Below are 20,199 nucleotides of genomic sequence, written 5' to 3' on the forward strand. Positions count from 1 at the left end.
GCGAAGGCGCAGACCCGGAGCCTGCGAGCGCGAAGGCGCGGTCCGAGGCCTGGGAGCGCGAAGGCGCAGACCCGGAGCCTGCGAGCGCGAAGGCGCGGTCCGAGGCCTGGGAGCGCGAAGGCGCAGACCCGGAGCCTGCGAGCGCGAAGGCGCAGACCCGGGGCGGCCCTGGAACGCCTGGAACGCGTGGCCCGCGGGCGCGGGCGACCGAGATCCGGGGGCGACCTCTGACCATCCGGGCGCGACCCCCGACCATCCGGGGAAGCCCGGCGGCCGCTCGCCCGGACCGCATGCCCTCCTTCATCCGTTCCTGGGGGCTCGGTGCCGGTGGTGCGTCTGTCTGCGCCGCCCGCCCGTACCTGTAAGAAATCTACGACCGGTGGCTGTCCAGATAGGCCTCCATGCGCTCGGCCGGCGCCGGGCGGGCCAGGACGAAGCCCTGGCCGTAGTGGCAGCCGGCCTGGCGGGCGCGATCGATCTGGTCCTGGGATTCGAGGCCCTTGGCGACGATCTCGAGGCCGAGCCGGCGGCCGAGGCTGACCACGACGTCGATCACCGCCGGGGTCGTGCCCTGCTCGGCGGGCTGGTTGATCAGCGACTGGTCCAGCTTGAGCATGTCGACCGGGAGCCGGCGCAGGTGGGCGAGCGAGGCGTGGCCGGCGCCGAAGTCGTCGAGGGCGGCGCGGACGCCGAGCTTGCGCAGGCCCGCGAGCGAGGCGACGATCGCCGGCACGTCCTCGGCGATCCACGTCTCCTGCACCTCGACGACCAGGCGTTCTGGTTCGATGGCGTGCCGGCGGAGGATCTCGGCGACGCGTTCGGGGAAGCGGGCGGTGAGCAGTTCGCGCGGGGCGACGTTCACCGAGAGCCAGAAGTCCTTGCCGCCGGCTCCCCATCCGGCGAGGTGGCGGCAGGCCTGGTCGAGCACCCACTCGTCGAGCTCGGCCGCGCAGCCGACCGCGCGGGCGATCGGCAGCAGCTCCGCCGGCAGGATCGTGCCGAGCTTCGGGTGACGCCAGCGCAGCAGGGCTTCGACGCCGACCGGCTGGGCGTCACGCAGCGAGACGACCGGCTGGAAGACCACGTCGAGCTCGCCACGGTCGGCGGCGTCGAGCAGCTCGCGTTCGAGGTCCATGCGCCGATGCAGCTGGATCTCGACGTCGGTGTCGTACCACTCGACGCGGTCCTTGCCGAGCTGGCGGGCGCGGCTGCGGGCCAGGTCGGCGTGGCGCAGGACCTCCTCGGAATCCTTGCCGCCGGTGAGTTCGGCCAGGCCGACGCTGGTGTGCAGCTCGACGATCATGCCGGGCAGCTCGTACGGCTCCATCACCGACGTGACGATCCGGGTGGCCAGCGCGTACGCCAGAACCGCGCCGTCCGGGGTGAGCACGGCGAACTCGTCACCGCCCAGCCGCGCCGCCACGTCGTCCTCGCCGAGCAGGCTCTTGATCCGGCGGCCCACCTCGATGAGCACGGCGTCGCCCGTCTCCCGGCCGCGGCTGTCGTTGATCTCGGCGAGGCCGTGCAGGTCGATGACGAGCAGGGTGCCCTGCTGGCCCGCGCGCCGCCGGAACTCGAGCAGGTCCCGCATGAGGGCCCGGCGGTTGGCGAGCCCGGTGAGCTGGTCGGTGTACGACAGGCGGTGCAGCGTGCGTTCCAGGTGACGCCGCTCGCCCACGTCGCGGACGTGCACGACCAGCGCGGCGACCTCGGGGACCGAGCGCTGGTCGGCCACCGTGGACTCGGTGTCCCGCCAGATGCCGTGGCCGTCCCGGAGGCGAGCGTTGATCAAGGCGGGCGGCCCGTCGGCGTGCTCGCCGGCGATCAGCGCCTCGATGCCGGCCCGGGCACCCGGTACGTCGTCGGGGTGGATCAGCTCCAGGAATGTCCGCCCGACCACCTGCGACTCCGCGAGTCCGAAGAGGCGCGCGGCGGCCGGCGACTGCCACCGGATGGTCAGGTGGTCGTCGAGCACGAGCGTGAGGTCGGTGGCGCCGGCGACGAGCGACCGGAAGTGCGCCTCCTTGACCCGCAGCTGGGCGGTGTAGCGGCGGATGTCGCTGACCACGAGCAGCTCGCGCATCGTCAGCACGGCCACCATCGAAACGCCGAGGACGATCGCGGTGTTGTCGAAGGAGCCGACCGCGATCAGGTGGATCAGGGCGGCCACCACGCCGACCCCGGCCGGGACTGCGAGCAGGGGATAACTCGACAAATACTGGTCCGGCTCCTTGAGCTCGAGGCGTTCCGGCAGGTTACGCCGGGAGCCGCCGTCGGCCGCCAGGGTGAGCCCGGCGGCGATGACCAGGCCGAAGAGCGGCTGAAGCCAACTCTCGCTGCCGGAGATCTTCAGGTTGACCACCGTGCAGAGCGCGCAGATCACGATCATCACGCCGAACCCGCAGCGCAGCGCGGCCGGCCGGTGCAGCCGGGCCCGGAGCACGATGACGGTGACGATCGAGACGCCGGCCGCGGCCAGGAGCGTGCTGGCCAGGCCCTCCCAGGGTGAGCGGTGCATCGGGGTCATCAGGTACGCCGCGAAGCCGAGGCTGACGCCGAGCCCCAGCCCGTCGAAAGCGCGCCGCAGCCGCACGGCGACCGTGGCCGCGGCACCGGGCAGCATCATGGTGCCGAGCACGGCGAAAGCGCCGGTGACACCGACCCCGCCCGCGGCCCAGATGCCCGCGCCCGGCGGATCAAACAGCAGGACGCCGCAGGTCAGCGCGGTGGCCACGGCGGACATGCCGAGGAAACCGGCGCCGCGGCAGGCGGCGAAGGCGCCCTCGTCGTGGTGGATGGCCAGGGCGGTGTGCCACAGCACGGCGGTGGCGAAGAGCGCCACGATCCCGACGCCGGCGAGCAGCGCGGGAAGCGGTGGCACCAGCCCGGCGACACCGGCGGCCAGCACGAGGCCACCGGCTGTCGGGGCGAGCAGGAACGTCACCCGGGTGCCGGCCCGGGTGGCGAGGCGTGCGGGGGGCGGCACAGCCACGTCGGCGGGATCCTCTACGGACGGTGTGGGGGTGGAGCACGGGAGCGGCACAGGGGACGCAGCTTCCACAGCGGACAACGATCGTCCCCCGGACAGGTTACGTGCGGCCTGTCGTGCTTCGCATCCGCGGATCGTCGGGTATGGGGTCGCCGCGCCCGGCGCGCCGGTCGAGGGCTTCCGGGGGGTCACCGCCCGGCGCGTCTCACCCTCCGGCGACCGACGGCAGGACCTGGATCTCCGCCCCGGCCGCCACCGGTGTCTCCAATCCACCCGAACGACGGCAGTCCTCACCGTCCACGTAGACGTTCACATAGCGCCGCAGCACCCCGCTCTCGTCCCGGATGCGCCGCTCGAGCCGGGGCCACCGCTCTGCCACCTCCTCGAGCACGGCCCGCAGGCTGCCCTCCGCCGTCACCTCGAGCCGAGCCGCCCCGCCCGCCTCGGCGCGCAGCACGCCGGGAACCAGCACCGTGGGCATCAGACCTGCACCGCCCGCACGCACAGCACGTCCGGCAGGTGAGCGGCCACCGTCGACCAGGTCTCCCCCTCGTCACGGCTGGCGAACACCTCTCCGGCCCGGGTGCCGAAGTAGACCCCGGCGGGCGAAGCGTTGTCCGCGCACATCGCATCGCGCAGCACGACCGGGTAGTAACGCCCGTCCGGCAGTCCCGCGTGCAGCGGCTGCCAGGTGCCGCCGGCGTCCGTCGACCGGAAGACCTGGCACGTCAGGTCGACCGGGTGGCGTTCCCCGTCGCTGGTCAGCGGGAAGCTCCAGACCGTGCCGCCGCGGGAGGGATGCGCCACCATCGCGAAGCCGAAGTCGGTGGGCAGGGTGTCCGCGATCGACTGCCAGGAGTCACCCCCGTCGGTCGAGCGGTAAACCCCGTGGTGGTTCTGGGCGTAGTAGTGGTCGGGATTCGCGGCGTCGCGGGCGACCTTGTGCACGCACTGGCCGAACTCGGGCCATGGATCGGGCAGGAAATAGGCCTTGATGCCCTGGTTCGCCGGCGCCCAGCTCGTGCCGCCGTCGGAGGTGCGGTAGACGCCGCCGGTCGACATCGCGACCAGGATCCGCTCGGGGTCCTCGGGATGCGGCAGGACGGTGTGCACGGCCTGCCCGCCGAACCCGGCTCCCCAGTCCGGCCGGTGCGGGTGGTCCCACAGCCCCCGGACCAGCTCATAGGTGCGGCCGCCGTCCTCCGAGCGCCACAACGCGGACGGCTGGGTGCCCGCGTAGACCACTCCGGGCTGGCCGGGGCCGGCGGGGACGATCTGCCACACCCGCTCGACCGCCGCCCCGGCGTCCGCCGGGAAGGCGAGCGGCGCTGTGTCGGGCTCCTGCCAGGTTTCGCCGAGGTCGTCGCTGACGGCCACGCTGGGGCCGAAATGGGAGCTGTGGACGCCGGCGAGCAGGCGCGGAGCCGGCCCGCGGGTGTCGAACGCGGTGGCGTACACGGCTTGCCCGGGAAAATGCGCAGAGCTGACCTGCCAGCTCTGCCTGTCGTCGTGACTGATGGCCAGGAACAGGCCCTTCTGGGTGCCGATGGCGAGCAGTTCGGTCATGCCGAGCAGTATGGCCGCCGGGTCCGACAAAAAGCGGGGGTACGGCGGGTGCGAGGATGACGATCGTGAGTCGAAAGCCCGTCCTGCGCGTCCGCAAGCCCGGCGCCCTCGTCGTCGCGGCCCTGATCGCGCTGTTCGGCACGGTGCCCTTCGCCGGCGCCCGCTGGCAGCTCGCGCCGATCCTGCTGATCCCGCTGGCCATCCTGGTCTGGGCGTGGCGGGCCGGCACCGACGTCGATGCGGAAGGGCTCCGGGTCAGGGCGCTGGCCGGCTCGACGTTCGTGCCCTGGTCGCGGGTGGCCGAGCTGGCGCCGGACCCGCGCGGGCGGATCTCGGCGCTGCTCACCGACGGCAACGTGCTCCGCCTGACCGGCGTCACCACCTCGAACCTGCAAGCCGTGCTCCGGGCCGGTGGCCAGGAGGTCAATAACCCTCCGACACCTGATTGATCAGCGGCTCCCCCGCCGCGTACCGCCGGATCTGCGCCCCGGCCAGCCCGTACGCCCGCGGCAGCAGCCCTTCGACGGACCCGGCGGTGTGCGGGGTGAGGAAGGCGCCGGGCAGCTGCCACAGCGGGTGACCGGCGGGCAGCGGCTCGGGGTCGGTGACGTCGAGGGCCGCCTCGATCCGCCCGGACGCCACCTCGGCGACCAGCGCATCGGTGTCCACGACCGGCCCGCGGGCGACGTTGATCAGCAACGCTCCGTCGGGCATCGCGGCGAGGAACGCCGCGTCCACCAGCCCGCGGGTCTCATCGGTGAGCGGCACCACGACGACGACCACTTCCGCGTACGGGAGCAGCCGGGCCAGCTCGTCCACGCCGTGCACGTCCTCGTCCGGGCGGGCCGTACGCGCGACCCGGGTGACCGACACGCCGAACGGCGCCATGTGTTCCTCGATGGCCCGGCCGATCGACCCCGCCCCCACGATGAGCACCCGCTTGCCGGTCAGCTCGGGGGTCGGCGTGTACTGCTTGATCGCCCAGTCCTCGCACTCCTGGGCACGGACGAAAGCGGGGAACCGCCGCAACACCCCGATGGCGGCCCCGAGAACCCATTCGGCCACGGGTTTGTCATGTACGCCCCGGGCATCGCAAAGCTGGACGCCCGCAGGGACACGCCCGGTCCACGCGTCCGCGCCGGCCGACAACAGCTGCACCACGCGTACGCCGGTGAGCTGCGACAGCTGATCCGCGGCGCGTACGGTCGCGAGGAACGGCGGCACCCAGAAGTCGACCTTCGCGGGGTCGGACGGCCAGGTCGCCGCGTCGGTGCAGACCTCCACCTCGACGCCTGCCGGCAGCTCCCCGAGCAGCTCACGGCCCGCTTCGTGAGCAATCCATACCATCACGTCACCAAACTAGTCGCGAGCCCGGAACCCCGCCGCTCCGCGGCTACCCTGGGTCTGGTGAACGAGGAGGTCCTGTGATCATGCGCCCTCGGCTGATGGAGCCCCGTCGGCCGATGGAGCCCCGTCGGCCGATAGAGCGCAGTCGGCTCAGCGTCCGCCGCCGGCTGGCCATACGCGGTGGCCGCGCTCGGGCGTGCGCCGTGGCGCTCGGCGCCGTGCTCACCTTGACCACCGCGTGCAGCTTCGGCCCGCCGGACCCGGACGTGGCCGGTGAGCCGCCCAACCTGCCGACGCCGTCGGCGTCCGCGAGCGCCTCGGGCGGCGAGCGTGAGGTGGCGGTCACCGTGCTGGCGAAGGGTCTCGAGGTGCCCTGGGGCATGGCCTTCCTCCCGGACGGGTCCGCCCTGGTCACCGAGCGCGACACCGCCCGCATCCTGCAGGTCGGCCCGGACTCGGACGCCGACGGCCTCAAGGTCGCCGAGGTCCAGCGGCTCTCCGAGGTCACCACGGGCGGCGACGGCGGCCTGCTCGGCATCGCGGTCTCCCCGAAATACCAGACCGACCAGACGGTCTACATCTACTACTCGACGCCCAACGACAACCGCGTCGCGAAGCTCAAGCTCAAGGGCAAGCCGCAGCCCATCCTCACCGGCATCCCGCACTCCCGCGACGCCGACGGCGGCCAGGTCGCGTTCGGTCCGGACGGCCAGCTCTACGTGACGACCGGCGACGGCACGACCGGCACGCAGGCGCCCGACCCGAAGAGCCTGGGCGGCAAGATCCTGCGGATCACCACGGCCGGCAAGCCCGCACCCGGCAACCCGGTGAAGAACTCCCCGGTCTGGTCGTCCGGCCACCGCAACGTGCAGGGCATCGCCTGGGACTCGGGCAAAAGGATGTACGCGACCGAGTCCGGCCAGAAGGTCACCGGCGAGCTCAACCTGATCCAGAAGGGCAAGAACTACGGCTGGCCCAGGGTCGACGGCGAGGGCACCGACCCGAAGTTCACCAATCCGCTGGTGAGCTGGCCCGCCGCGGAGTCCTCGTGCTCGGGGGTGGCGGTGCTGGAGCGCATGATCGCCACCGCCTGCCTGCAGGGCCGGCGGCTGTGGATGGTCGAGGTCACCGGCAACGGCACGATGATCGGCCAGCCTCAGGAGCTGCTGAAGGATGAGTACGGCCGGCTGCGCGCCCTCGCCGCCGCCCCGGACGGCTCGTTCTGGGTGACCACGTCCAACCAGGAGGAGGGCGGCGAACCGGCGCCGGACGACGACCGCATCATTCGGCTGGTCTTCTCGGACGGGGGAGCCGGACGTAGCTGACCGGCGTAGACCGTTTGACGACCGGCGCACGGGGGCAGGTGAGCCGTTGACCATGACAAACAAGATCTCTCGACTGACGGCTGCGGCCGGCCGGGTGTGGCAGCACCCCTGGGGCCACCGCCTCCGGATCTGGGCCGCGGTGCTCCTCGTCAGCCTCGCCGGCGTGGTGATCGGCACCATGCTGCTAGCTCAGTCCGAGATCGCCGTCGGCCCGTTCCGCGCGGACATGTCGATCAGCCCGTCCATCCAGGGCGGCACCGAGGTCGACATCCCACCGCTGGGCTCGCTGCACCTCGACAGCCACGACGGCCCCATCCACCTCAAGGTCGACCTGGGCTCGCTCGACCAGCAGCGCACCGAAGCCCTGATCGAGGACCCCACCGCCATCAGCGCGGCCGGCCAGTCCGCGGTCGACGACGTGACCAAGGGCGTGCTCCAGCTCGGCCTGCGCGCACTGGGCGCGGCCATCGGATGCGCGCTGCTGCTGTCGGCGCTGATCTTCCGCAACGTCCGCCGGGTCGCTTCGGCCGGCGTACTCGCCCTGGTCGTCACCGGCGGCAGCCTCGGTCTCGCCGCGGGCACGATCCGCCCCGACTCGATCAGCGAGCCACGCTACGAGGGGCTGCTGGTGAACGCCCCGGCGGTGGTCGGTGACGCCCGCCGCATCGCCGACAACTACGGCCGCTACGCCGATCAGCTCGCGCAGCTGGTCAGCAACGTGAGCCGCATCTACACCACCGTCTCCACCTTGCCCGTCGAGCCGTCCGGCAACACGACCCGCATCCTGCACGTCTCCGACCTGCACCTGAACCCCGCGTCCTGGAACGTCATCAAGACGGTGGTGAAGTCCTGGGACATCGACGCGGTCGTGGACACCGGCGACATCGTCGACTGGGGCAGCAGCGCCGAGACCAACTACGTCAACTCCATCGGCCAGATCGGCGTCCCATACATCTACGTGCGCGGCAACCACGACTCCTCGGCCATCCAGGCAGCGGTCGCCCGGCAACGGAACGCCGTCGTCCTGGACAACTCGATCACGACGATCAACGGCCTCACCATCGCGGGCATCGGCGACCCGGAATTCACACCGGACAAGAGCGAAACCCCGCCGGCGGCCGACGACGCCAGCCCCGCGGGCACTCCCCTCCTCGCCAGCGGCCAGCGCCTCGCCACCACCATCGGCCAATCGAAGACCAAGGTGGGCGTCGCCCTCGTCCACGACCCGGCCATGGCCCCACCCCTGTCGGGCGTCGTACCGGTGGTCCTGGCCGGCCACACCCACAAGCGCGAGGTCAGCCTCCTGTCCCCGCCGCCCCCCACCATCGACGGCGCCTCGGCCTCCCCCACTCCGTCCGCCCCGCCGGCCAAGCCGCTGGAGAAGACGCGCCTGCTGGTCGAGGGCTCCACGGGCGGCGCCGGCCTCCGCGGCCTGGAGAAGGAGGCCCCCACCCCCCTCCAGCTCTCAGTCCTGTACTTCGACGAGAACCAGACGCTCAAGGCGTACGACGACATCCAACTGGGCGGCACGGGCGAGTCGAACGTGGAGATGCAGCGAAAAGTCATCGGCCTCGAGCCGGAACCGACGACGGCGCCCTCGGTCTTCAACGGCGTCACGCCGGGCATCGTCCCGAGCCGCTGAAAAGGTCATAGGTACGGCCACAGCCCCGCACCGCCGCAGCCCGGCAAGCCCGTGCCGTGCCCGACCCTGTGCCGCCCGCATCCGGGCTGACCTGCCAGGCCAGCCCGCTGCGCCCTGCCCGCTGGAGCCTCAGCCCCCACCGAGCCACCGCGCCGACCAAGCCACCGCCTCGACGGAGCCCACCGCACCGACCGAGCCGGGCAGACCCACATGCCGACCTGCCACGCCCCGCCGACAAACGAAGCCGACGCCCGCCGCGGGTTCCTCACCGCATCATGGCGACCTCGTCCGGGCCCGGGAACCGCACCGACGGCAGCGAAGCGGCAGCCACCCGGGCGCCTGCGCCGAGCCGGGGCAAGCATCCTGGTCGTCCCGCACTACTCCGATCCGGCAGCGGCCCAGACGTAATGCCGGAGCGTCACATCGCTCCCGTCCGGAGCGAGCCAGCCCGCTCGGGTGCTGTGCGTGTACTGCCAGCCGCTCGCTCCGTAGAAGGCGACTGCCCCTGACCGGCGCTGGTCGGTGACGGTCAACGTCAGCCCCAGGTTCCGTTCGGACGCCCATTCCCGTGCATGAGTCACCAAGGCGCTTGCGATCGATCGGCGACGCGCGGCCGGAATGACATAGAGCCTCGACAACTCGGCCACCGGCTGGTCGCCGTCGTGGGCTGAGGCCACTCGCTGAAGCACGACATGGCCCGCGACCACGCCCGAGGGGTGTTCGGCGACCCACGCGTGCAGGAGCCCGGGTGGCGTGAGCCATCGCCTGGGGTCGTGGGGCCAGTTCAACGGGTACGAGTCAGCCTCGTACGTGTGGCGCAGCGCCGTGACGCACGCGTCCATATCGGCCGGCCTGCGTCCGCGGATGATTACTTGGCCCACCGCACCATCATCGCGCCGGGTCGCGCAACCTGATCAGCCAGTGCGTCGGGCGACCCTCAGCTCGGTCATGTAACGCTTGACCACCTGTCCGCCGTGGACCCCGTCGATGAGCCCCGCGATGCAGTCCAGCAGCCCACTCCTCCGAGCGTCCGGCAGAGCGCGATGACCCGAGTACGTCATCAGCACATCAACGTACTCAGCTGTGGAGTAACGCTGCTCCCACTCGTACCGATGGAAGGTTGCCGGCCCGAACCGCCCGGACCGGACCAGTTCCGTGTCGTCCTCAGGGATGCTGCCAGCCCCTTCGAGCCGCAGGCCGGGCGGCGTGGCCGGGTCGAATCTCTCGTAGCAGCCCTGCGCCGCGGCGAAGAACGCTTCGGTGCCGCCGGCGATGTGGTGGGTGCTCACGGTCGCCAGGATGCCGCCGGGGCGGAGGGCGTCGGCCGACTTGACCACGCGGACGGCCGGGTCTATCCAGTGAAAGGCCGTCGCCGCGATGACCGCGTCGAACGGCTGGTCCGGCAGCGGCCAGTCCTCGAAGGCGGCCGTGATCACCTCGACGGAGTCGTACGGGGCCAGGTTGCGGCGGGCCACCGCTGCCATGTCGGGGCCGAGCTCCACCGCGACTACGCGGTAGCCGCGCTCGGCCAGCGACACAGTCGCTTTGCCGGTGCCACAGCCGATCTCCAGAATCCTGGCACCGGGCCGGGCGCCCGCGGCGGCCAGGTCGTCGAACAGTTGCTGCGGGTATCGCGGGCGGGCTCGGTCGTACCGTTCGGCGTCCTCGTTGAAGGTGGTCCGCAGTCTCACGTAGTCGCCGCTGTCGGTCACTCAGCGAGAGTAGGGCGCGGGCTGACGATCACACGAATGAGCGCGCCCACCGGCCCGTCTGTGGCGGGGCTCGTCGCCCGGTCACGGCTGCCGGCGCAGAGGACGCGCGGCACTGCCGCCCCGGCGGAGGAAGCACGACACCGCCGCCCCAGCGGAGGAAGCACGACACCGCCGCCCCGGTGGGAAGCGGCGGCCCCGGCGAAACTCCGGATCAGCTCAAGCGGGCGAAGATCGGCGCGGGCCAGGGGGACGCGCGAATCAGCTCCCGGGCGGTCTGGGCGCCGGCCCGGGCCGCGGGCAGAGACGCTGCCGAGGTCAGCTCAAGCGGGCGAGGATCAGCTCCCGGACGGTCTTGGCGTCGGCCTGCCCGCGGGTTGTCTTCATGACCGCGCCGACCAGCGCGCCCGCTGCTGCCACCTTGCCGTCGCGGACCTTGGCGGCGATGTCCGGGTTGGCGGCGATGGCTTCGTCGACCGCGGTCTGGAGGGCGCCGGTGTCCGAGACCACTTCGAGGCCTCGGGCGCTCATGACCTGGGCCGGATCGCCCTCGCCGGCGACGACGCCTTCGAGGACCGTACGGGCGAGCTTGTCGTTGAGCTTGCCCTCGTCGACCAGGGCCTGGAGCTGCGCCACCTGCGCCGGAGTGGCACCGACGTCGGCCAGGTCGACGCCGGTCTCGTTGGCTCGGCGGGCGAGTTCGCCCATCCACCACTTGCGGGCGCCGGCCGGGCTGGCGCCGGCGGCGATGGTCTCCTCGATGAGTTCGACCGCGCCGGCGTTGGCCACCGACTGCATGTCGAGCTCGCTGATGCCCCAGTCCTCGCGGAGGCGGGCGCGCTTGGCGCTCGGGCGCTCCGGCAGGGCGGCCCTGAGCTCGGCGACCCAGGCGGGGTCCGGGGCGATCGGGACCAGGTCGGGCTCGGGGAAGTAGCGGTAGTCCGTGGCCTCCTCCTTGGAGCGGCCGGGACGGGTGTCGCCGGTGACCTCCTGGAAGTGGCGGGTCTCCTGGATGATCTTGCCGCCCTCGTCGAGGATGCCGGCCTGGCGGATGATCTCGGAGCGGACCGCCCGCTCGACCGAGCGGAGGGAGTTGACGTTCTTGGTCTCGGTGCGGGTGCCCCACTCCTCGCCGGGCTTGTTGAGCGAGGTGTTGACGTCGCACCGGAGCGAGCCCTGCTCCATGCGGACGTCGGAGACGCCGAGCGAGCGGATGATGTCGCGAAGCTCCGTCACGTACGCGCGGGCGACCTCGGGGGCCTTCGCGCCGATGCCCGGGACCGGCTTGGTGACGATCTCGACGAGCGGGATGCCGGCGCGGTTGTAGTCCACGAGCGACTCGGTCGCGCCGTGGATGCGGCCGGTGGCGCCGCCGACGTGCAGCGTCTTGCCGGTGTCCTCCTCGAGGTGGACCCGCTCGATGCCGATGCGGACGGTCTCGCCGTCGATCTCGACGTCGACGAAGCCGTCGGTGCACAGCGGCTCGTCGTACTGGGAGGTCTGGAAGTTCTTCGGCATGTCCGGGTAGAAGTAGTTCTTCCGGGCCATGCGACACCACGACGCGATGTCGCAGTTGAGCGCGAGGCCGATCCGGATAGTCGCTTCGATGCCGGCGCGGTTGGCGACCGGCAGCGCGCCGGGCAGGCCCAGGCAGACCGGGCAGACCTGGGTGTTGGGTTCCGCGCCGAACTCCGTCGGGCAGCCGCAGAACATCTTCGTGTTCGTGCCGAGCTCGACGTGCGTCTCGAGGCCGATCACCGGCTCGTAGCGGGCGGTCGCGTCCTCGTACGAGGGCAGCACAGTCGTACTCATGCGGTGAACTCCAGGTGGCAGAGACATCCTGACGGGGACAAGCCTATTACGGTCCGACGGCGTCCGGCCGGGCGCGCGGCCCGGCCGGAGCGCCGGTCAGAGCTCGGGTGGGGTGAGGGTGCCGACCGCCGACTCCAGCGCCGCGGCCACCCGGTACATCCGGTCGTCCGCCATCGTCGGCGCCATGACCTGGAAGCCGACCGGCAGGCCGTCGGCCAGTCCGCACGGCACCGAGATGGCCGGGCCGCCGTACAGGTTGGTCGGGATCGTGAAGAGGTCGGCGAGGTACATCTGGTACGGGTCCGAGGTGCGCGACCCGAACGGGAACGCCACGAACGGCGTCGTCGGCGAGATCAGCACGTCCACCCGCTCGAACGCCGACGTGAAGTCCCGGGTGATGAGCGTGCGGACCTTCTGCGCCTGGCCGTAGTACGCGTCGTAGTAGCCGCTGGAGAGCGCGTACGTGCCGAGGATGATGCGCCGCTTGACCTCAGGGCCGAAGCCCTCGTCGCGGGTCAGCGACATGACCTCCTCGAGCGAGCGGCGGCCGTCGTCGCCGGAGCGCAGGCCGTAGCGGACGCCGTCGAAGCGGGCCAGGTTGGACGAGGCCTCGCTGGGCGCGATCAGGTAGTAGGCCGGGAGGGCGTACTCGAAGTGGGGGCACGAGACCTCGACCACCTCGGCACCGAGCTTGACGAGGGCCTCGACCGACTCGCGGAAGGCGGCGGCCACGCCGGGCTCGGCGCCGTCGCCCGCGAACTCCTTGACCAGGCCGAGCTTCACGCCGGTCAGGTCGCCGGTCGCACCCAGGCGGGCGGCGGCGACGACGTCCGGCACGGGCTGCGGGATCGACGTCGAGTCACGCACGTCGTGGCCGGCGATGACGGCGTGCAGCAGAGCCGCGTCCTCCACCGTACGGGCGCAGGGGCCCGGGGTGTCCAGCGAGGACGAGAAGGCGATGAGGCCGTAGCGGGAGGTGCCGCCGTACGTCGGCTTGGCACCGACCGTGCCGGTGACCGCGCCGGGCTGACGGATCGAGCCGCCGGTGTCGGTGCCGATGGCCAGCGGTGACTCGTACGCCGCCAGCGACGCCGCGCTGCCACCACCGGAACCGCCGGGGATGCGCCCGAGGTCCCACGGGTTGTTGGTGGCCCCGTACGCCGAGTATTCGGTGGAGGAGCCCATCGCGAACTCGTCCATGTTGGTCTTGCCGAGCATGACCGTGCCCGCGGCGCGGAGGCGCTCGACGATCGTCGCGTCGTACGGGGGCCGCCAGCCCTCGAGGATCTTGGAGGCAGCGGTGGTGGGAACGCCCTTGGTCGCGATGACGTCCTTGACCGCGACGGGCACACCGGCCAGCGGCCCGAGCTCCTCGCCCTTGCCACGGCGCGCGTCGACGTCGGCGGCGGCGGCGAGCGCGCCCTCGCGGTCGACGTGCAGGAACGCGTGGACGCGCTCGTCGACGGCGGCGATCCGGTCGAGGTGCGCGGTGGCGACCTCCACGGCGGAGACCTCGCCCGTGGCGATGAGGCCGGCGATCTGCGCCGCCGTCATCCTGGTGACGTCACTCACGGGGCTCATTCCTCCTCGTCCAGGATGCGGGGCACGCGGAACCGGCCCTCGGCGGCGTCGGGCGCGCCGGACAGAGCCGCGTCCTGGGTGAGTCCGGGCGTCACGACATCGTCGCGGTAGACGTTCGTCAGCGGCACGGAGTGCGAGGTGGGCGGGATGTCCTCGGCGGCGACGTCACCGATCCGGGCGACCGACTGGAGGATGACGTCGAGCTGGCCGGCGAACTTGTCCAGCTCCTCCTCGGTCACGGCGAGCCGCGACAGGCGCGCGAGATGCGCGACCTCTTCGCGGGAGATGGCGGCCATCGTGCCCCCTGGTTTCCGTCGGTGATGCTGACCGGAGAAGTCTATTTGCCCCCGCGAGCGGTTTGTCGGGCGGCACCCCGGTCTGTGGATAACGCGCGGCGAGGGTGTGGTCTGTGGAAAACCGGCCGAGGTCTCGCCGCTCGTGCCACGGTTCTCAGGTGGTCGCGAGGGGCTCTCGCCCGGGACGCAGCGGACGATACCGCGCGAGCCACTCGTCGAAGTCCTCCGCCGGCATCGGGCGGGCATGGAACCAGCCCTGGGCGGCGTGGCAGCCGTCGGCCGAGAGGAGGCGCCACGTGCGCTCGTCCTCGACGCCCTCGGCCACTACGCGGAGCCCGAGCGAGCCGGCCAGCGCGATCACCGAGCGGACGATCGCGGCGTCGCCCGCGTGGGCGGCCATGCCCAGCACGAACGATCTGTCGATCTTCACCTCGGACAGCGGCAGCCGCCGGAGGTGTTGGAGTGAGGAGTAGCCGGTGCCGAAGTCGTCCAGCGAGATCGCCACCCCGATCCGGTCCAGCCGGGTGATCGTGTCGAGGACCCGGTGCGGGTCCGCCATCAGCGCGCTCTCGGTGATCTCCAGCTGGAGGAGGTCGGCCGGCACGGCGTACCGGAGAAGGAGGTCTTGGATCTCCTCGGCGATGTCCGTCGCATGCAGGTCTCGCACGCTGACGTTGACGGAGGCCCGGACGGCGCGGCCGCCGTCCCGCCAGGCGGCGAGCCGGGCGATCACCTCGCGCAGCACCCGGCTGGTGAGCAGGCGCATGACCGGCGTCGGCTCGACCACGCGCAGCAGCTCCTCGGGACCGACGATGCCGCGCTCGGGATGCCGCCACCGCAGCAGCGCCTCGACGCCCACCACCTCGCCCGTCGCGATGGCGATCTGCGGCTGGTAGTAGAGCATCAGGCCCTGGGCCGGCTCCTGCCGCAGCGCGTGCCGCAGGTCGGCGAGGAGCGTGAGGTCGGGCGTGTGGTGCTCGGCATCGCGCGTGTAGACGGCCACCTGGGCGCCGCGCTGCTTCGCGTCGTACATCGCGGCCTCGGCCTGCCGCAGCAGCGAGGCGCCGTCACCGCCGCGTTCCGACTGCACGGCGATGCCGATGGACGCGCTCACGTCGATCGTCAGGCCGTCGAGCGCGAACGGTGAATCGAGCGCGTCGGCCAGGTGCGCGGCGATCCGGCGGGCCGATCCCGGCCCGTCGACCCGGGTCGCCAGCACCGCGAATTCGTCACCCCCGAGCCGCACCACAAGATCATGCGGGGGTACGACCGCAGCCAGCCGCTGCGCCACCTGGACGAGCAGCCGGTCACCGTGGGCGTGCCCGAGCGCGTCATTGACCGTACGGAAACGGTCGAGATCCAGGAGCAGCAGCGCGAGCCGCCGCTCGGGCCGATGCGCACCCGGCCCGGCGTCCCGTTCGGCGACCGACGCCTGGAGCGCGCGCCGGTTCGGCAGCCCGGTGAGCGCGTCGACGCGTGCGGCCCGCTCGTACTCGCCCGCCGACCGCACCATGCGGTGCACGGCGTGCAGAGCCAGCAGGACCAACGGTACGAGCGCGAGCCCTACCTGCGCGGCCGCCAGCACGACGGGCCCGAGCAGCAGAAGCGCGGCCGTGGCGAACAGTTCGAGCCCCCACCGCTGCACCTGCCGCGGCTTCCGGTCGCCGCGGAGGACCCGGGCGGCGAGCGCGTCGAGCCCGTACCGGCAGCCGATCCAGGCGGCCGCGGCGGCCACCGTGACCAGCGCATCGTCCCAGTCCGGCTCGGTGTCGAGGCGCAGCCCGGCCAGTCCGGCGACGAGTGCGGCCCCGGCGAGCGCGACCGCGTGCTGGACGGCGAGGTGCAGGGCCCGCCGGGACGACTGACGCATCCGTACGCCGGCGACCGCCATGGCGGCCAGCTGCACCGCCAGCGCGGGCACGAGGCCCCACGCCAGCGCGACGCCGAAGGTGAAGCAGATCGACGGCAGGATGATCGAGCTGGCCCGCCGGTTCGCGACCACGTACGGGCGGGCGTCGACGGCGAGCGCCAGGGCCGCCATCACCCAGAAGGCGGTCGGCAGCACGGCGAAGGTGTCGGGAAAGAGTGCCCACAGTGTGGCGTCGACCACCACGGCCCCACCGACGGCGGCGACGGCACCCCGGCGGGCCACTACGGCCCGGCGGACCCCCGGCATGGAGCTGCGCTGCTGTGCGGCACCCATGCGACCTCCATGATGGCGTCGACCGACCGAGTCCTCCTCACCCTAGATCCATATCGACAGAACTACGCTAAACAGACTTGCCGTTATCAAATTGGCATAAGTCTCAGAAGCGGCATCTCCCTCGGATTCACCCGTTGGAGCTCCCATTCCCTTCACGACCTTCCCCGGCCGGCTATTCGGGCTTGTCCTTGCCGGGCTCCTCGGCCATCTCCGCCACCGCCCGGGCCGCGTCCGGGCCCTCGGCCAGCAGCACCCCGAACCCGTCCTCGTCCAACACCGGCACCTTCAGCTGCAACGCCTTGTCGTACTTGCTGCCGGGGTTGTCCCCCACCACCACGAACGCCGTCTTCTTGGACACCGAACCGCTGACCTTGCCGCCCCGCGACGTCACCGCCTCGGTCGCCGCGTCGCGCGAGTACGACGCGAGGGTCCCGGTCACCACGACGGTCAGCCCTTCCAGCGGCCGCGGCCCCTCGTCCTTGCGCTCGTCCGCCATCTGCACCCCGGCCTCGCGCCACTTCGTGACGATGTCGCGGTGCCAGTCGACGGCGAACCACTCCCGGAGGCTCTCGGCGATCGTCGGGCCGACGCCCTCCACGGCGGACAGCTCCTCGACCTGTCCCTCGGTCACCGCCGTCTCGATGGCGTCCATCGTGCCGAAATGCCGCGCCAGCGCCTGGGCGGCGGTCGGGCCGACGTGGCGGATCGAGAGGGCGACGAGCACCCGCCACAGCGGCCGGTGCTTCACCTCCTCGAGGTTCTCGAGCAGCTTGGTCGCGTTGCTGCCGAGGGTGCCGTCCTTGTTGACGAAGAACGGTGCCCGCTGCAGATCCTCGGCGGTGATCCCGAACAGGTCGCCCTCGTCGCTGATGATCTGCGACTCGAGCAGCGCCTGCGCCGCCTTGTAGCCGAGCACCTCGATGTCGAACGCGCCCCGCCCGGCCAGGTGGAACACCCGCTCCCGCAGCTGGGCCGGGCACGAGCGCGTGTTCGGGCAGCGGATGTCGACGTCGCTCTCCTTGGCGGGAGCCAGCTTGGTGCCGCACGCGGGGCACTCGGTCGGCATCACGAACTGCCGGGCGTCGTCGGGCCGCAGGTCCATCACCGGGCCGAGCACCTCGGGGATGACGTCGCCGGCCTTGCGCAGCACGACGGTGTCCCCGATCCACACGCCCTTGCGCTCCACCTCCCGCGCGTTGTGCAGCGTCGCCAGCGCCACGGTCGAACCCGCGACACGCACCGGCTCCAGCACCGCGAACGGCGTGACCCGCCCGGTCCGCCCGACATTGACGTCGATGTCGAGCAGCTTGGTGGTGACCTCCTCGGGGGGATATTTGTACGCGATGGCCCAGCGCGGCGCCCGGCTGGTGGAGCCGAGCCGCCCCTGGATCGCCACGGAGTCCACCTTGATGACCACACCGTCGATCTCGTGCTCGACGTCGTGGCGGTGCTCGGCGTAGTAGGCGATGTACTCGCGCACGCCCGCCATGTCGTCGACGAGCTTCCACCGCTCGCTGGTCGGCAGTCCCCACGCCTTCAAGGCTTCGTACGCATGCGACTGCGACTGCGGCGTGAACCCCTCGCGCGCCCCGATCCCGTGCACGACCATGCGCAGCCCGCGGGTGGCGGTGATCCGGGGATCCTTCTGCCGCAGGCTGCCGGCGGCGGCGTTGCGCGGGTTGGCGAACGGCGCCTTGCCCTGCTCCACCAGGGTCGCGTTGAGGTCGGCGAACGCGGAGGCGGGAAAGTAGATCTCCCCGCGCACCTCAAGCAGGTCGGGCGGGTTGTCGCCGGCGAGCCGCTCGGGGATCTCACGGATGGTGCGGACGTTCGGCGTGACGTCCTCACCGGTGCGCCCGTCGCCCCGCGTCGCACCGCGGACGAGCCGGCCCTTCTCGTACGTGAGGTTGATCGCCAGGCCGTCGACCTTGAGCTCGCAGATGAACTGGACCGGCCCGCCGGCGTCGCGAACCGTCCGCTCGGCCCACGCGCCGAGCTCGGCATCGTCGAAGACGTTGTCGAGCGACATCATCCGCTCGGCGTGCTCGACCGGCGTGAACTGGGTGGAGAACGTGCCGCCGACGTTCTGGGTCGGCGAATCCGGAGTGCGCAGCGCCGGAAACTCCTCCTCCAGCGCCTCCAGCTCGCGAAGCAGCTTGTCGAACTCGGCGTCCGAGATCGTCGGCGAGTCGAGCACGTAGTAGCGATATTGGTGGCCGCGCACCTCGTCACTCAGCTCGGCATGGCGCGAACTGGCCTCCGGCGTCGGCTCGGCACCGGCGGCAGCAACCTGCGCGGCGGTGGGTTGCCCGGCGACGAGCTCCTCGGCCGCCGCGACCTCGGCGGGCGACTCGGCAACTGGACTCTGCTTCTCGGGCACCGGTGACCTCCGTGTTCGTGTTTCAGGAGGCACGTTAGTCGGCCCCTACGACAAAACTCGCCGACCCGCAGACGGCGGTTCTTCGAGCGTCTGCCGCACCGCTCCGGCTCGCAACCCGCCGCCTTCGCCGGCCTTGCTCAGCCCCTCATCCACCCGCTCCCGGTCGCGCACGCTGGAAGTCCACGGGTACGGTCTGCCGATGGCTGACTGGCGGTGGTGGCTGCTCGTGGCGCTGGCGGCCGGAGCAGCGGCCGGGCTGGCGCGGAGGCGCTCACGAGGCACCCGGCCGTCGCGGGGCGACATCTGGTGGGCCGACGTGCCGTTCGCCCGCGGCCAGGGAGCCAAACTCCGGCCTTGCCTGGTGCTCCTGAACCACCGCAACGGCATCGTGGTGCTGAAGATCACGAGCCAGGACAAGGGTCACCGCCGCGACCACGTCCGCATCCCGACCCGCTCGTGGGACGCGCGGGCCGAGCACGACTCGTACCTGAATCTGGGCGAACCGATCCTGGTCGGCCCCACGGCATTCCGGCGCCGGGCGGGCCGGGCGGCGTTGTCCACCCGGCGGCAGGTCGCGGCGTGGCGGGGGCTTTCGCGGGCGGACCTCACGCGGCTGGCGACGAGCCGGCCCCGGCGAGCCCGAGGCGACGCAACCCGCCGACGCGGCGCGCGCTGAGAGGACGGCCGCTGAAAGGACATGGCCGTGGAGAGGTGGTCCGCGCCGGCCGCCGCTAAGAGGAGGTACGCGCTGAGCCAAGCGCGCTGGGAGACCCGGCCGGCGAGGTGATCGGCCGCCCACCGCAGGCAGCCGACTCAGAGCAGGCGGCCGGCGACGACGAGCAGCCGCTCAGGGCAGGCGGCCGGCGACGACGAGCAGCCGCTCGGGGCTGGCGGCCGGCTGAAAGCGACCGGCCGCCGAGAGCAGGCGGCCGGTGAGCGGAAGCCGCCGTCCGAGAGGATGCGCGCCGAAGGAACGGTCAGCGCCTCATCGGTTCACCAGACCAGGCAGAACGGGTGGCCGACCGGATCCGCGTACACCCGGAACTTCTCGCCGCCGCCGTCCAATCGCTTGGCGCCCGCTGCGAGGGCTCGCTGCTCCGCCTTCTCGATGTCGTCCACCCGGACGTCGAGGTGGAACTGCTGGGGACGGTCGTGGCCGGGCCACTGCGGAGGGAGCAGGTCGGGGGCCTTCTGGAAGGCGAGGCTGGGTGCGTCCGAGTCGGTGCGGATCGTCACCCAGTCGTCGTCCTCGTGGATGACGTGCATGCCGAGCAACTGGGTGTAGAAGCCGGCCAGGGCTCGAGGATCGGGGCAGTCGATGACGACGGTGTCGAGACGTCCAATCATGA

The 20,199-nt window shown here is 72.0% G+C and carries 16 protein-coding genes; 4 read left to right on the forward strand and 12 right to left on the reverse strand.

Translation table 11 applies throughout. The features are described 5' to 3' along the window. Positions 1-370: 370 nt before the first annotated feature. The 3 genes from ACIBO8_RS23725 to ACIBO8_RS23735 form a co-directional block, all read right to left on the reverse strand. Positions 371-2,992 (reverse strand): EAL domain-containing protein, encoded by a 2,622-nt coding sequence (locus ACIBO8_RS23725; protein ID WP_396117448.1) that lies wholly within the window; start codon positions 2,990-2,992, stop codon positions 371-373. A gap of 202 nt (positions 2,993-3,194) precedes the next feature. Continuing rightward, positions 3,195-3,470: a MoaD/ThiS family protein gene (locus ACIBO8_RS23730; RefSeq protein ID WP_396117449.1), complete on the reverse strand. Its 276-nt coding sequence runs from the start codon at positions 3,468-3,470 to the stop codon at positions 3,195-3,197. Continuing rightward, positions 3,470-4,555, reverse strand: a complete 1,086-nt coding sequence (locus ACIBO8_RS23735) for a WD40/YVTN/BNR-like repeat-containing protein (protein WP_396117450.1) — start codon at positions 4,553-4,555, stop codon at positions 3,470-3,472. The genes ACIBO8_RS23730 and ACIBO8_RS23735 overlap by 1 nt, the downstream gene beginning before the upstream one ends. 56 nt (positions 4,556-4,611) lie before the next feature. On the opposite strand from ACIBO8_RS23735, the gene ACIBO8_RS23740 reads away from it, so the two are divergent. Further along, entirely contained in the window at positions 4,612-5,004 is a 393-nt protein-coding gene (locus ACIBO8_RS23740) for a PH domain-containing protein (protein WP_396117451.1), read from the forward strand. Here ACIBO8_RS23740 and ACIBO8_RS23745 read toward each other — a convergent pair. Continuing rightward, on the reverse strand, positions 4,979-5,905 hold the full coding sequence (locus ACIBO8_RS23745) for a 2-hydroxyacid dehydrogenase (protein WP_396117452.1): 927 nt from the start codon (positions 5,903-5,905) through the stop codon (positions 4,979-4,981). The genes ACIBO8_RS23740 and ACIBO8_RS23745 overlap by 26 nt on opposite strands. A 95-nt stretch (positions 5,906-6,000) precedes the next feature. Here ACIBO8_RS23745 and ACIBO8_RS23750 point away from each other — a divergent pair, with 95 nt between their 5' ends. Both ACIBO8_RS23750 and ACIBO8_RS23755 read left to right on the forward strand, forming a co-directional pair. Next, positions 6,001-7,227, forward strand: a complete 1,227-nt coding sequence (locus ACIBO8_RS23750; RefSeq protein ID WP_396117453.1) for a PQQ-dependent sugar dehydrogenase — start codon at positions 6,001-6,003, stop codon at positions 7,225-7,227. 52 nt (positions 7,228-7,279) lie between these two features. Then, positions 7,280-8,869 carry a metallophosphoesterase gene (locus tag ACIBO8_RS23755; RefSeq protein WP_396117454.1) on the forward strand — a complete coding sequence of 530 codons (1,590 nt, stop codon included), beginning with the start codon at positions 7,280-7,282 and terminating at the stop codon, positions 8,867-8,869. Positions 8,870-9,246: 377 nt separating this feature from the next. On the opposite strand, the gene ACIBO8_RS23760 is transcribed toward ACIBO8_RS23755, so the two are convergent. From ACIBO8_RS23760 to ligA, 7 genes are all read right to left on the reverse strand, one after another. Beyond that, the gene (locus ACIBO8_RS23760; RefSeq protein WP_396117745.1) at positions 9,247-9,711 is read right to left on the reverse strand and encodes a GNAT family N-acetyltransferase; all 465 of its coding nucleotides are present in this window, start codon (positions 9,709-9,711) and stop codon (positions 9,247-9,249) included. Between the two features lie 72 nt (positions 9,712-9,783). Then, entirely contained in the window at positions 9,784-10,581 is a 798-nt protein-coding gene (locus ACIBO8_RS23765; RefSeq protein WP_396117455.1) for a class I SAM-dependent methyltransferase, read from the reverse strand. 315 nt (positions 10,582-10,896) lie between these two features. After that, positions 10,897-12,390: an Asp-tRNA(Asn)/Glu-tRNA(Gln) amidotransferase subunit GatB gene (gene gatB / locus ACIBO8_RS23770; RefSeq protein WP_396117456.1), complete on the reverse strand. Its 1,494-nt coding sequence runs from the start codon at positions 12,388-12,390 to the stop codon at positions 10,897-10,899. Positions 12,391-12,486: 96 nt separating this feature from the next. Beyond that, complete coding sequence (gatA, locus tag ACIBO8_RS23775) at positions 12,487-13,944, reverse strand: Asp-tRNA(Asn)/Glu-tRNA(Gln) amidotransferase subunit GatA (protein WP_396117746.1); 1,458 nt, start codon at positions 13,942-13,944, stop codon at positions 12,487-12,489. Positions 13,945-13,967: 23 nt separating this feature from the next. Beyond that, positions 13,968-14,267 carry an Asp-tRNA(Asn)/Glu-tRNA(Gln) amidotransferase subunit GatC gene (gene gatC, locus ACIBO8_RS23780; protein ID WP_396117457.1) on the reverse strand — a complete coding sequence of 100 codons (300 nt, stop codon included), beginning with the start codon at positions 14,265-14,267 and terminating at the stop codon, positions 13,968-13,970. Between the two features lie 154 nt (positions 14,268-14,421). Further along, complete coding sequence (locus ACIBO8_RS23785) at positions 14,422-16,470, reverse strand: putative bifunctional diguanylate cyclase/phosphodiesterase (protein WP_396117458.1); 2,049 nt, start codon at positions 16,468-16,470, stop codon at positions 14,422-14,424. Between the two features lie 172 nt (positions 16,471-16,642). Continuing rightward, on the reverse strand, positions 16,643-18,850 hold the full coding sequence (gene ligA, locus ACIBO8_RS23790) for an NAD-dependent DNA ligase LigA (RefSeq protein ID WP_396117459.1): 2,208 nt from the start codon (positions 18,848-18,850) through the stop codon (positions 16,643-16,645). A 199-nt stretch (positions 18,851-19,049) separates the two neighbouring features. On the opposite strand from ligA, the gene ACIBO8_RS23795 reads away from it, so the two are divergent. After that, positions 19,050-19,526, forward strand: coding sequence for a type II toxin-antitoxin system PemK/MazF family toxin (locus ACIBO8_RS23795; protein WP_396117460.1), 477 nt, complete (start codon positions 19,050-19,052; stop codon positions 19,524-19,526). 317 nt (positions 19,527-19,843) lie between these two features. Here ACIBO8_RS23795 and ACIBO8_RS23800 read toward each other — a convergent pair whose 3' ends face one another. Beyond that, complete coding sequence (locus ACIBO8_RS23800; protein WP_396117461.1) at positions 19,844-20,197, reverse strand: VOC family protein; 354 nt, start codon at positions 20,195-20,197, stop codon at positions 19,844-19,846. Positions 20,198-20,199 lie beyond the last annotated feature (2 nt).

The sequence above is a fragment of the Actinoplanes sp. NPDC049681 genome (genome assembly GCF_044465265.1).
Lineage (GTDB): Bacteria > Actinomycetota > Actinomycetes > Mycobacteriales > Micromonosporaceae > Actinoplanes.